The organism is Altericista sp. CCNU0014, from assembly GCF_044923475.1.
In the GTDB taxonomy this organism is placed as follows: Bacteria; Cyanobacteriota; Cyanobacteriia; order Thermosynechococcales; family Thermosynechococcaceae; genus JAAURS01.
Window position 1 is genome coordinate 5,542,307 of record NZ_CP137338.1, and the last position, 12,434, is coordinate 5,554,740.

Genomic DNA, 12,434 nt, shown 5'->3' on the forward strand with positions numbered 1-12,434 from the left:
TAATGTCTGAATCTGAAGGGCCTTTTTTGAATCGCAATGCCGAGCCGGAGGAAGAACCGCTGGGGCTCAAGGAACCGTTGCTGCCCGCTCGACCGATCGGAATTATTCAACGATTTTTGGTGCCTTTGGGGGCAAATCCTTTAACAGTGCTCGACCCTCTGCTTTTTGGGTTTGGGGAGGAGGCGCAGGAACCCTTAAGCAATCTTTTTCAGGGGTTTCCGTTTGTCCAGAGTAGTGAAGGATCGGCGGCGGAACCGATGGAAGGGACGGGACGGCAGCAAGTGTTTGGGATAAACCGATCGCCCAGTTCCGAAGGTTTGCCAATGGGGCGGGATTTAGGTGCCGAGGCGATCGATGCAACTGGGCATCTGACCGATCGCTTGCAAAGCAGTTCCGATATTGAATCTCCTCCAGAACGGAGTAAAGGGGGGTCGGTTGATTCCGTCCCGGCACCCGTTGATTTCACGCCAACGTCCGTTTCGGAAGATGACTCGCCGCTGGCTTCGGCTCCGCTCAGCCAGCTAGATATTGGAGTAGGGGCGGAGTTGGAGGGGAAAATCATTTCTGAAGATTCGCTGAGTTCTGTTGCAGCCGAGTCTCAACCCACGAGTCCCGATCGCCCGATTCAACCTCAGCCTTTGTCTCAAAGTCAATCGCCGATCCAGTCTAGCCCACCCCCGCAATCTAGCGATCTTCAATCTACCGTCTCTTCCGAACCCCTGATAGACGATACTCGTCCGCCTGCGTCTGGTATTCAGAGGCGAATTGACGCACCGAGTTCCGCGCTCAATGCATCCTCTCTATTTCCTGGTGAGGGAGAGCCGTCGCCGCGATCGCCTGCGAGTTCCGACCTGCCAGGGAACGATGCAGGTGTGGCTCGTCGGTCTGCGGCTTCGGGATCGATGTCTGAAGCAGTTTTTTCAAGAGAGGAAACCCTTCTGCCTTTGCTTCAGGCCGTATCAGAATCTCGGGATACGTCCAATGCAGAACTGCCAAGCCCGAGCGAACCGATTGCATCGTCGATTGGCGAGCCGCTAGCGGATGAGGCGAAGCCAGCAGAGGCGGTAGTGCGATCGCCGCAGATCCCAGAAGCGACCGCTCCTCCAGCAGATTTGCAAAACTTTGAGTCTGAGGCGATTTCGGCGCGACGTGGCGAAATCGAACGAGGATCTTCTGCTCCACTTCAAGGACAACCCCCTGCTGAAGATGCCGAATCAGTTATTGTGCCTGAAATGCGGGTTGAAGGCACGCCTGAAAAGAGGGTGCGGGCGCTTTCCTCTGAAACAATGTCTCAATCTGAACCCACGCCTATTGCCGTCCCCGAGGTCATTCAACCCACGGCAGAGTATACAATTTCCCAACCCTCGGCTCGGTCTATTTCAGGTGAATCTGAAGAAATTGCTGCGGGTAAGGAGGCGATCGCCCGGCCCGAGTTAGGGCCAGCAAATCTTCCCTCTGAGTTTGCGGATTCTCCTTTGATACAGCAGTCCCAATCATCTGCGCGGTCCGAATCGAAGTCGATCGTTTCGCCAGACGTTCCGTCTTCTGAAACCTCGAGCGATGGGACTCAAGCGGTTGCACCGACTGCAAAGAAAAAGGAGATAGAAACCCGAGGTAAGGCAAAAGAATCGCTCCAGGGAATTTTTTCTAAGTCAATTCAGTTTTTATCTAGGGCGCTCTCCTCGATTTCTAACCCCACTACCGTAAAGCCTTTGCCTCGGTCTGAGGTGAAACTTACGCCTGAGGATGCGGAAAACGTTGGATTGCCGACACGGCAGGCGATGCAAAATGCACCATCGATTCAGTCTGCACCAGAGATTCCACTGCAACAATCGGTTCGAGGTGGGGGGCGATCGCCCGAACCAGAACCTCCCACTCAAGTTACAGCTCAATCTAAAATCCAATCCTCAGAATTAATCAAGCGATCGGTTCAACCTGCAACAAAAACTCCGGTTCAAAGATCGATTCAAGTTGATGCGCGATCGTCCGAAGTAGAAGCTGCCAACCAACAATTTACGCTCTCACAAATACCCTCAGAAACGCAACTTTTGGAATCGATCGAGCAATTAGTTCGATCTGAAATAAATATTCCAATTCAGAGATCGATTCAAGCTGATGCGCGATCGCCCGAACCAGAACCTCTAACTCAAGTTCCAACTCAGTTCTCAGAACCAGAGATTTCAGTTCAGAGATCTATTGCGGCTGATGGGCGATCGCCCGAAATAGAGACCTCTACTCAATCCACAACTCAGCCCGAAATTCAATCTTCAGGATCGATCGAGCCGTCGGTTCGAGATGAGACAGACGTTCCGGTTTCAAGCTCGATTCCGGGTGATGTACGATCGCTCGAAGCTGATGCGCGATCGCCGGAAGGAGAACCACAAACCCAGTCTGAAACTCGATCCTTTGAAGCTGAAATTTCAGGTCCGAGAGCTGTTCTGGCTGATGTGCGATCGCCCGAAATAGAGGCTCCCCTTCAATCTCCAGAGTTGGCCGAACCCTCCGTTCAACCTGAAATGCTCGTTCAAAGATCGGTCTCGATTGATGCGCGATCGCCCGAAATAGAAACGCTAACCCAATTCATAGCGCAGCCTGAAGTTGAATCTTCAGAATCGATCGAACAATTGGTTCAGACCGAAGCTGAAACGCCTATTCCAAGATCGATTCTGGCTGATGCGCGATCGCCCGAAGGAGAAGCTCCCCTTCAATCTCCAGAATTAGCCGAACCTTCAGTTCAACCTGAAATGCTCGTTCAAAGATCGGCTCAGTTGAATGTGCGCTCGCTCGGAATAGAACCGCCAACCCAATTCATAGCGCAGCCTGAAGTTGAATCTTCAGAATCGATCGAACAATTGGTTCAGGCCGAAGCTGAAACGCCTATTCAAGGATCGGCTCAATTGGATGTGCGATCGCCCGAAATAGAGGCTCCCCTTCAATCTCCAGAGTTGACCGAACCCTCCACTCAATCTGAAATGCTCGTTCAAAGATCGGTCTCGACTGATGCGCGATCGCCCGAAATAGAAACGCTAACTCAATTCATAGCGCAGCCTGAAGTTGAATCTTCAGAATCGAACGAACAATTTGTTCAGACCGAAGCTGAGACGCCTATTTCAAGCTCGATTCCGGCTGATGCGCGCTCGCTAGACATAGAATCCTCCATTCAATCTTCCGAATTCATCGAACCATCGGTTCAGGCCGAAACGCCCATCCAGGCATCGCCTCAGGCAGAGATGCGATCGCCCGCAGGAGACGCTCCAACTCAATTGACAACTCAGTCTGAAACTCAATCTTCAGAATCGCTCGAACCCTCAGTTCGCATTGAGCCAGAAGCCCCAGTTCAAAGATCGATTCAGGCTGATGCGCGCTCGTTTGAGGTAGAAACTCCGATTCAATTGACAACTCAGTCCGAACCTCAGTCCTATAAAGGAGAGATCCCAGTTCAAAGATCGGTTTCGGGCGATGTGCGCTCGCCCGAAACAGAACCCCAAATTCAGCCCGAAACTCAACATCTAGAATCGATCGAACAGTCCGTTCGCCCTGCGATAGAAGTTCCGACTCAAAGATCGGATCGGACAGAGGTGCGATCGCCAGAGATAGAAACCCCAACTCAATTTGCAAATCCACCTGAAATTCAATCTTCAGAATCGGTCGAACAATCCGTTCCGGTCGAACCAGAGATTCCAGTTCAAAGATCCGTTTCGGGTGATGGGCGATCGCCCGAAATAGTGACCTCTACTCAATTTACAACTCAGCCCGAAACTCAAACCTCAGTATCGACCGACCGATCGACTTACCCCGAACCGCGCTCGCCCGAGATAGAAACGCCAACCGAACTCACAACTCCGCCTGCAATTCAACCTTCAGAAACGCTCGAACAGTCTGTTCCAATTGAAGCCGAAGCGCCTATTCCAAGCTCGGTTCGAGGAGAAGTGCGATCGCTGGAAGTAGAACCCTCCATTCAATTTTCCGAATTCATCGAATCCTCGGTTCAGGCCGAAACGCCAATCCAGGCATCAGCTCAGGCAGGGGTGCGATCTCCCGAGGTGGAGACTCCGACTCCGACTCAATTCACAACTCAGTTCGAACCTCAGTTCTCAGAAACAGAGATTTCCGTTCAAAGATCCGTGCAGGCTGAATTACGATCTGACGTTATAGAATCCCCTCCTCCACTTACAACTGCGCTTGAAACTCAAAATTTAGAATCGATGGAGGAATCCGCTCGGACTGAAACAGAGCGTGCTGTGCCTAGATCGGTCTCGGCTGATGCGCGATCGCCCGTAGGAGGAGTTCCAACTCAATCCACGATTCAACCCGAAATTCAGTTTTCAGAATCGATCGAGCAGTCAGTACCTTCTGCAATAGAAGTTCCGGTTCAAAGATTCACTCAGGCTGATGTCCGATCGCGGGAAATAGATTCCCCAACTCGATCTCCAGAATTCGCTGAACCCTCCGTTCGACCTGAAACGCCTCTTCCAAGATCGCTTCCGACTGATGCGCGATCGCCCGAATCAGCCCCTCAAACCCAGTCGGACATTCAATCCTTTGAACCTGAGATTTCGGTTCCGAGATCGGTTCCGGCTGAGGTGCGATCGCCAGACATAGAGACTCCAAATCGACCTTCAGCATCCGCCAAACCCTCAGTTTGGGCTGAAACCGAGACTCCCGTTCGAAGAACGGTCGAGGGTGAATTGCGATCGCCTGAGGGAGAGACTCCAACTCAATTCATAACTCAGTCCGAAACTCAAACGTCAGGATCGATCGAACCATCAGCTCAGCCTGAGTCGCGATCGCCCGAGATAGAGACGTTAACTCAATTGACAAATCAGCTTGAGCCAGAGATTCCAGCTCAAAGATCGGTTCGGACTGATGCGCGATCGCCCGCAATGGAAAATCAAACTCAGCCCGCAATTCAACTCTCAGAATCGAACGAACCGTCAGTTCGAGATGACGTCGAAACTCCGGTTCGAAGATCGATTGAGGGTGAATCGCGATCGCCCGAGGTAGAGACTCCAACTCAATTCGCGACTCAGCCCGAAACTCAGCCCTCAATACCGATCTGGCGATCGACTCGATCTGAAGCGCCACTGCCCGAAATAGAAGTTCCAACTCAATTCACAACTCAGCCCGATACCCCATTCTCGCAGCCTGATTTGCATCTTCAAAATTCAGTTCAAGCTGATGTGCGATTTCCCGAGGTAGAGGCTCCAATTCAATTCATAACTCAGATCGAACCAGAGATTCCGGCTCAGAGATCGGTCTCGACTGATGTACGCTCGCCCGAAATAGAAGTTCCAACTCAATTCACAACTCAGTCTGAAACTCAAGCGTCAGGATCGATCGAACAGTCCGTTCGGCCTGCAACAGAAGTTCCGACTCAACAATCGGTTCCGACTGTCGCGCGATCGCCCGAAGGAGAAGCTCCCATCCAATCTCCAGAGTTAGCCGAACCGTCAGTTCGCTCTGAAACAGAACTTGCGGTTCAAAGATGGACCGAGGGTAAAGCGCAATCGATCGAATCAAACCCTGCGATCGAATCGATTGGACGGGATTTACCCAATGAATTCCTGCAAACATCTCAGCAATTACAAAATTCTTCTGAATCTGAAACGGGCGATTCTTCTCCCACCTTAATAACCGCTCAAACTTCTCAAAAATTTCCTCCATTACCTCGAATTTTGCAAAACATCAGCATTTTACAGCCGCTCGTTCCAGCCACCTCGATCGATAAGCTAGAAACCCTCAAACCTCAGCAATACGCTTCTCCCCTACCAGACACTCCCGAACAGGCAACGTTGCAAAAGTCCTCAGACGTCTCAGCAAAAACGAGCCAAATCGAGGAGTCAGCGATCGCTCCGCCACCGCCTTCGGAATTACCGCCCACCCCTTTAATCGCCCCAGTCCGCGATCGCCCCACGCAATACGCCAAAATCGATATCCCCGTTCGTCAGCGCAAACCTGTCGAGCCGCCCTCGCACCCCGCCACCCTCGCACCTCTCACTGCTTCCAACGCTGAAAGCTTGCTGCAAAGAAAACGCGACAATCGAGCGGCGGTCATCCAGAGGGTTAAATCTCCTACTGTAATATTTGACGATCCAGAAGAAGAACCGCGAGAAAGCGAGGGGTCAGCGCTCGATCGAGATATAGAAACCCTCGCCCATATCGTTTACAAACAACTGCAACAGCGTCTGCGAATCGATCGAGAACGATACGGACATGGAACCGGGCGGTTTCCTTGGTAAAGCCAGATATCCTTAGGAGGTTGAAATGACACTCGTTAAAGCAAAACTCATCTCCTCCGATGGCGGTGGAACCATCGAATTTATGTTCAACCCCAATCAACTTGCTTTTTCCCAAAGAATTAATCTAACCAAAAATAGCGGATCCCGTACAGGGAGAGGATTGCCAAAAGTAAACTTTGCCTATCCCGACCCCTGCATCCTCAATATCCGAGATATTGTGTTAGATACCTACGAAGAAAGCGGAGGTAAAAGCGTGATGACTCACCTCAAGCCATTCGAGAAAGCCGTCAACTTTGCCGAGAGCGGCGATGGCAAGGAGAAACGCCCGCCCACCTATGTCTTTACCTGGGGCAACTTCCAATATATACGTTGTTTCATTACAGATCTAAGCTATACCCTAACCATGTTCCTCCCCGATGGCACGCCCGTTCGGGCCAAACTAGATTTAACGTTAGAAGAAGTGGACGAATCCACATCCCAACCTGGAATGACAGCCCCCGCCACTGTCAATCGAGGCGGAGATACGCGCAGTCGTCGTAAGGGGAAATAGTATGCCTGCAGTTACTTACATCGCACAGCCCACGCTCAAAATTGACGGGCAACCCGCTGCCAATAACGTCCTAGAAGATCTTTTGCAAATTGTGGTGGAAGAAAGTTTGCATCTGCCGGGGATGTTCACCCTCACGATCCGCAATGACTACTTCTCCTCCCGCACGGGCGAAAATCCTTGGCTCTACGACAAAACCTTTGCGATCGGCAAAAGTATTGAGATTGGATTTACCTCTAGTATCTCTGAGGCATCTGAATTTGACGATACCAAGGAAGAAATACTCCTAAAAGGCGAAATCACTGCCATTGAAGCCCATTTCAATCCCGAATCCCAAGCGCCTGTAATTGTCAGAGGGTACGATATCAGCCATCGCTTGCATCGGGGACGCTACAATCGCTCGTTCCAGAATATGACCGATACGGATGTGGTTCAAAAAATTATTGGCGAAGTGGGTATTCAAGCCGGAACGATCGATAGTAGTGGCGGACCCTATGGATTTGGAGATCCCGTCGGCTATATCTTTCAAGAGAACCAAACCAATATGGAGTTTTTGCGGGAAAGAGCCTCTCGACATGGGTTTGAGTTATTTGTCCAAGATGGGAAATTGAATTTCCGCAAACCCACTGCCAATACGACGCTGACTTTAAAGTGGTTGCAAGAGATTAATAGCTTTAATGTTCGGGTGAGTAGTGCCGAGCAAGTCGATTCCGTGGAGGTCAGAGGCTGGAATTACCAAAGTAAGCAGGCGATCGTGTCTACCAAAAGTAGCCAAACGACTGAGGTCATCACATCCACCGACCAAGGCAAGGGAAAAACCGTCAGTACAGCCTTTAATGGGACTCCCAAGATGATTGTGGTGAATCAACCTATTTCAAATAGCCAAGAATCCGATGCGATCGCCCAGTCTCTCTACAACGAACTATCTGGAGAGTATGTCCAAGCCGATGCTAAAGCCGAAGGCAATCCAGAGATTCGACCGGGTAAAACTATTCAGCTCGCAGACCTAGGGAAATATAGCGGGAAATACTACGTCACGGAGACGCGACATGTGTTTGCCGGAAGAGTCTATTCCACAGAATTCAGCGTTAGGGGATTGCGAGACAATGACTTGCTCGCGGTACTCTCGCCTCAACCTCGCCTACAGCCAGGACAAACCCTTTTGATTGGAATTGTCTCTAACAATAAAGACCCGAAAAAATGGGGTCGGGTGCGGGTCAAGTTTCCAACCTTAACGGAAGAGCATGAGAGTGACTGGGCTAGAGTGGTGGCGATCGGAGCTGGAGCAAACCGAGGCTTCGATTGTTTGCCTGAAGTCAACGATGAAGTACTGGTGGGATTCGAGCATGGGGATATTCATCGTCCCTTTGTGATTGGCGGCGTTTGGAATGGGAAAGATGCGCCCCCCACGAGTGTTGATGAGTCTGTCGTGGGAGGAAAGGTGCGGTTGCGGACTATCAAAACCCGCACAGGTCATATGCTACAGTTCGTCGAAGAAGATAAAGGAACCAGCAAAAAGGGTGTTTACTTGGATACGGTCTACGGCCATAAGTTGTACTGTAATGATTCTGACAAGAAAATCGAATTAAAAACAAGCGCCAACCATCAAGTTGTCCTAGACGATCTGAATAAAAAAATCCTGGTACAAACCACGAGCGGTCATGTCTGCAAGTTAGAAGACACAACCCGTAAAATCGCGATGAGTTCGCTGGGCGAAGTTGAAATTACGGCACCCCAAAAAATTACGCTTAAGGTCGGCGGCAGCACCCTTGAAATGACGATGGCCACGATTTCCCTCAAAACAGCCGGAAATACGATCGAGCTGGGTCCAGCGGGTATTAACATCAATGCTGCGGCTTTAGCCACCCTTAAAGGAGCCTCAACCACCGTCCAAGGCAATGCCAATGTAACGGTCACCGCTCCCATTATTATGCTGAGTTAGGAGAAGCGCTATGCCAATGCAAGTTTGTATGGGGGCGACCCTTCAATGCATTCCCTTCGGCGTTGCCCCCAGTACGTTGATGGTGATTCCGAAAGGGCCTCCGGTGATGGTCAATGGGATGTTGGCCGCCACCATCATGGACTTTGCTCCGATCGCCAATATTCTTCCCTTTGGGATGTGTACGTCTATTGCAAACCCGATGGTGGCTACCGCGACGGCAGCAGCTTTTGGAGTTCTCACGCCGATGCCCTGTGTGCCTGTCATCGTAGGGCCGTGGAAGCCGGGGGCATTGAAGGTCAAAATCAATAAGTTTCCGGCTTTGACGGATGTCTCGATTTGCAATTGTGCCTGGGGTGGGGTGGTGAAGGTTGTTTTTCCGGGTCAGGTTAAGGTGATGGTGACATGAGTAATTCCCTTGCGATCGCTGCTGTTACGACTGCACTCCACAGTCTGATTCTTCTGGGCATTCGAGAGGAATTGGGAAGTGAAAGTATATCCCGGACGCACTTGCTTAGCCGTCGCACGGGCGATCGTAAGCTGGCTCCTTTAGAGCATTACCTTTTTGACTTAGACCCCAACTATGAGGGAACTTGTACGATCTGTGCGATCGCAGGATCTAATCGAGTAAAGTGGGATGTATCGAATAAGACTTTCACAGTCCAACCTGCTCTAAGTCTCGCTCTTCGCGACTTTGATCGATAAGTGCATTAAAGTCAACATAATCGAGAGATTCTGTATCGAACACTAGAATGCCATCTTTTTCTCTCAGCCCATGCTGAGATTCTGAGGTTACGTCGCTTTGGACAAGCATTTGTAACAGTTGCTTTCGCTCTAGGGGAGAGAGCGTCTGAATGGCTGCGATCGCGGCTTCAAGTTGGGGTGTCATGGGTTAGTGTCCCGAATGCACACCTCTATGGTAAGGGAATTGGGGGGCGATCGCTATAGTTTGGAAGCGCTTACCAATAGACATGGAACTGTTCATTGGAGGGTTTGCAGAATGAGCGATCGTTGATTCTCCGCCTGCTGACGCGCCGCATCGGCGATGTGTCTCGGCTTTGTTGCATGAAAGATGAAAAAGCAAAATAATCCTTTATTCATCCTTAAATTATGCTGCAACAGCATAGCTGTCGGGCTTGCAGAGCTGCATCATGCGATTAAGAGCAGCACATTTGACAAACATCTCCGTGGCCTGATTGTCGAAGTGACGTGAACTTAAACGGTCTCCAAACGTGGTCTTGAAACGAAACATTCCCGTTTCAGAAATAGAGCGTCGATGGTAGCGAGAATCTTGTTTCCAGCGCTTGCGACCCTTGCGTCGGATTTGTCTCAAGTTCTCGTCACGCTGATGTCGTTGCGCCTTAGTGTTACCATGCATCCAAATCTTGGCTCCTTTGCGCGGTGGAATGATGGCTTTTGCCCCTCGCTGTTGAATGTCTTCATAGCAAGTTCGGGTGTCATAGGCACCATCGGCTGAGACTGGTTCAATCTCGTCTTCAATTTGCTCGAGCAGCATTGGCAGAACTTCACAGTCTGCGGTGTGATTGCCACTGGCGACCACCGCTAAAATTTCTCCGGTGGCTTCATCCAGGGCTAAATGCAATTTGCGCCAAGTGCGACGTTTGCTCACCCCATGCTGTCGGGTTTTCCATTCTCCTTCCCCATAAACTTTAACCCCTGTCGAATCAATCACTACATGACGGGGCGGAAGGTGGCCGGAGGAAGCTTCCCCCGGCACACTTCCTTCTTTAGCGCTCAGATGCACGGGGATGTCAATCTCTAAGGTTTTCATCCGTCGAGACAGCGTACTGTGGTCGGGCACGGCTAAGGTAATGTGCATCAGTTGGAAGACCGATTCGATGAAGCCTTCGACTTGACGTCCGGCCCACCGATAAATCGCTTTAAGGGTTGCCATGACTTCAATGGCAGTATTGGAGTAGGTTCTGGATGCACCGCGTTGGCCTGTTTTCTCGGTCTCTAGCCATTGTTCAAGAGCCTCTTCGCTGACCCAGAAGGTGAGGCTTCCCCTCTGCTTGAGGGCGGCGTTATACTCAGACCAGTTGCGGATGCGGTATTGCGTTTTCATGATGCTGGATTTGGGTTTGGCGATTCAAACCTATCATGATTTCTCCTGCCCGCAACTCCCTATTCATGCAACAAAGCCATGTGTCTCCTGAATTGCGAAGCGCAAGCGCGACGAAAGTCGTTCGCAGGTTCAAGCCCTCTCGCTTTCAATGTTTGAGGAGTTGGTGAAGCGTTGTTAGAGTTTTCGGAGCCTAGCGATTTGGTGAACTGGTTAAAGTCGCAGTCTTGAAGAACAATGCCACTGAAATAAGCTAAATCAATTTACTAGAGCAGCTTTGAGAACAGCACGAGGTTTATTCATTCGCGCAAATGGCTTTGGCCTACGTTTTAGCACTCTGGGTTCAGACCGAAAAACTCTCAAAGGCAGCAAGTCCTTTGCTACAACCTCCATTAGAACTCGATACAAATTTTGCTGTATCTTTTGCGTTGTAATTGCCAACAACCCTATTGTTTGTAGGAACTGCTGTCGAGTTCCCTGCAACGACAGTCGAGATAGGGCTTGTTCTGAGGATTGCGCTGTCTGGAGCATGACGGTTCGCAAGAGATTGTAGGCCAATAGATGTGCCCAGAGGTCTTTGCGCACCATTTGCGGGGTTTTGGCGCTGAGCATCTCCATACCCAAGGTGGTTTTGAGATGTCGTAAATTAACCTCAGCCGCCTGCCATCTCAGACCGTAGAGTTGACCTAACTGCTTGGCACTATAGCGTTTGGCATCGAGTAAAGTCGTGACAATAATGATTCGTAGGTCTCGAAAACCTGGACGACGGATTAGGATAGACACCTCGCGAACATCTAAAAACTTTGGCAACTGGCTAAAGTCTTCCTCACTCATGTGTTGAGGAGGTTTGGAAGGTTTATGCCATCGAACAGCATGGTCTCCAATACCCAGCTTCTGACCTCGACGAAAATCGCTATGACGGGCATGATGCTTACGAAACACCCCATCAGCGCCCTGGGCTTGGACTAAGGCCAGATCTGTAAAAGTTCCATAAGCTCGGTCGCCGAGCCCTACATCCCCAGGCACTAAGTCCGCATACAGCAGACGACTCAATTCCAGCTCACTGGTCTTAAAACAGCTCACGCAAGCCGACACAACCGCACCTGTCATTAAGGAGAAGACCACCACAAGCTTGGCGATGGGAAATCCACACCCTGGCTTTTGGTTACTGTGTTGAGGATAATCGGCTTGGTTGGCAGGCGTATCGCTCATCAGCACTGTGGTACCGTCATAGACCCGCACCCGAAGTCCACACCATTGTTCGGTCGAGGGAATCGTTTGTTCTAACGACTCCGCCGTATCGGGAATCAGACGCTGCAAGACGCTTTCGCTCAATCGTTGACGGGCTTTACTATAGGCTCCAGTATCAGGGGAGGGGCTGTCTCCGCCTGCCGCTCCCACCCAAGCCGTAATCCGTTTGACGGCATTGCTGAGGCTTTTATCCGGGTCTAAAACTTGAGACAGGAGTGCCCATAGCGTCACAATCGGCGTATACACACAGTTTCGATACTGAATATTTTCTTCTACTAAAATTTCTTCAATCCGCGACGCTGGCAATATCTTCAACCAAGGTAATCCAATACTCTGATTGAACTGCTGCTTGAGAATTTCGGCACGATTCAGCAT

At 50.5% G+C, this 12,434-nt stretch carries 7 protein-coding genes; 4 read left to right on the plus strand and 3 right to left on the minus strand.

Features of this window, described 5'->3' with window-relative positions:
- Positions 1-2: 2 nt before the first annotated feature.
- Genes R6H26_RS26425 through R6H26_RS26440 form a run of 4 tightly spaced genes read left to right on the plus strand, consistent with a single transcriptional unit; the run spans position 3 to position 9,134 of the window.
- Positions 3-6,239: a hypothetical protein gene (locus R6H26_RS26425; RefSeq protein ID WP_404786882.1), complete on the plus strand. Its 6,237-nt coding sequence runs from the start codon at positions 3-5 to the stop codon at positions 6,237-6,239.
- Positions 6,240-6,264: 25 nt separating this feature from the next.
- Positions 6,265-6,789, plus strand: a complete 525-nt coding sequence (locus R6H26_RS26430) for a hypothetical protein (RefSeq protein ID WP_404786884.1) — start codon at positions 6,265-6,267, stop codon at positions 6,787-6,789.
- A 1-nt stretch (position 6,790) separates the two neighbouring features.
- A complete protein-coding gene (locus R6H26_RS26435; protein ID WP_404786885.1) occupies positions 6,791-8,728 on the plus strand; it encodes a VgrG-related protein in 1,938 nt (645 codons plus the stop codon).
- A 10-nt stretch (positions 8,729-8,738) separates the two neighbouring features.
- A complete protein-coding gene (locus R6H26_RS26440) occupies positions 8,739-9,134 on the plus strand; it encodes a DUF4280 domain-containing protein (RefSeq protein ID WP_404786886.1) in 396 nt (131 codons plus the stop codon).
- A 246-nt stretch (positions 9,135-9,380) separates the two neighbouring features.
- Here R6H26_RS26440 and R6H26_RS26445 read toward each other — a convergent pair whose 3' ends face one another.
- The 3 genes from R6H26_RS26445 to R6H26_RS26455 form a co-directional block, all read right to left on the minus strand.
- A complete protein-coding gene (locus R6H26_RS26445) occupies positions 9,381-9,614 on the minus strand; it encodes a hypothetical protein (RefSeq protein WP_404786888.1) in 234 nt (77 codons plus the stop codon).
- 219 nt (positions 9,615-9,833) lie between these two features.
- Positions 9,834-10,811, minus strand: coding sequence for an IS5 family transposase (locus R6H26_RS26450; RefSeq protein ID WP_404786890.1), 978 nt, complete (start codon positions 10,809-10,811; stop codon positions 9,834-9,836).
- 255 nt (positions 10,812-11,066) lie between these two features.
- Positions 11,067-12,434 (minus strand): IS4 family transposase, encoded by a 1,368-nt coding sequence (locus R6H26_RS26455; RefSeq protein WP_404783463.1) that lies wholly within the window; start codon positions 12,432-12,434, stop codon positions 11,067-11,069.

What these genes read in the sequence shown, in the direction of transcription:
- R6H26_RS26425 (WP_404786882.1), top strand. Translation starts at nt 3, where the DNA reads ATGTCTGAATCTGAAGGGCCTTTTTTGAATCGCAATGCCGAGCCGGAG.
- R6H26_RS26430 (WP_404786884.1), top strand. Translation starts at nt 6,265, where the DNA reads ATGACACTCGTTAAAGCAAAACTCATCTCCTCCGATGGCGGTGGAACC.
- R6H26_RS26435 (WP_404786885.1), top strand. Translation starts at nt 6,791, where the DNA reads ATGCCTGCAGTTACTTACATCGCACAGCCCACGCTCAAAATTGACGGG.
- R6H26_RS26440 (WP_404786886.1), top strand. Translation starts at nt 8,739, where the DNA reads ATGCCAATGCAAGTTTGTATGGGGGCGACCCTTCAATGCATTCCCTTC.
- R6H26_RS26445 (WP_404786888.1), bottom strand. Translation starts at nt 9,614, where the DNA reads ATGACACCCCAACTTGAAGCCGCGATCGCAGCCATTCAGACGCTCTCT.
- R6H26_RS26450 (WP_404786890.1), bottom strand. Translation starts at nt 10,811, where the DNA reads ATGAAAACGCAATACCGCATCCGCAACTGGTCTGAGTATAACGCCGCC.
- R6H26_RS26455 (WP_404783463.1), bottom strand. Translation starts at nt 12,434, where the DNA reads ATGCTGAATCGTGCCGAAATTCTCAAGCAGCAGTTCAATCAGAGTATT.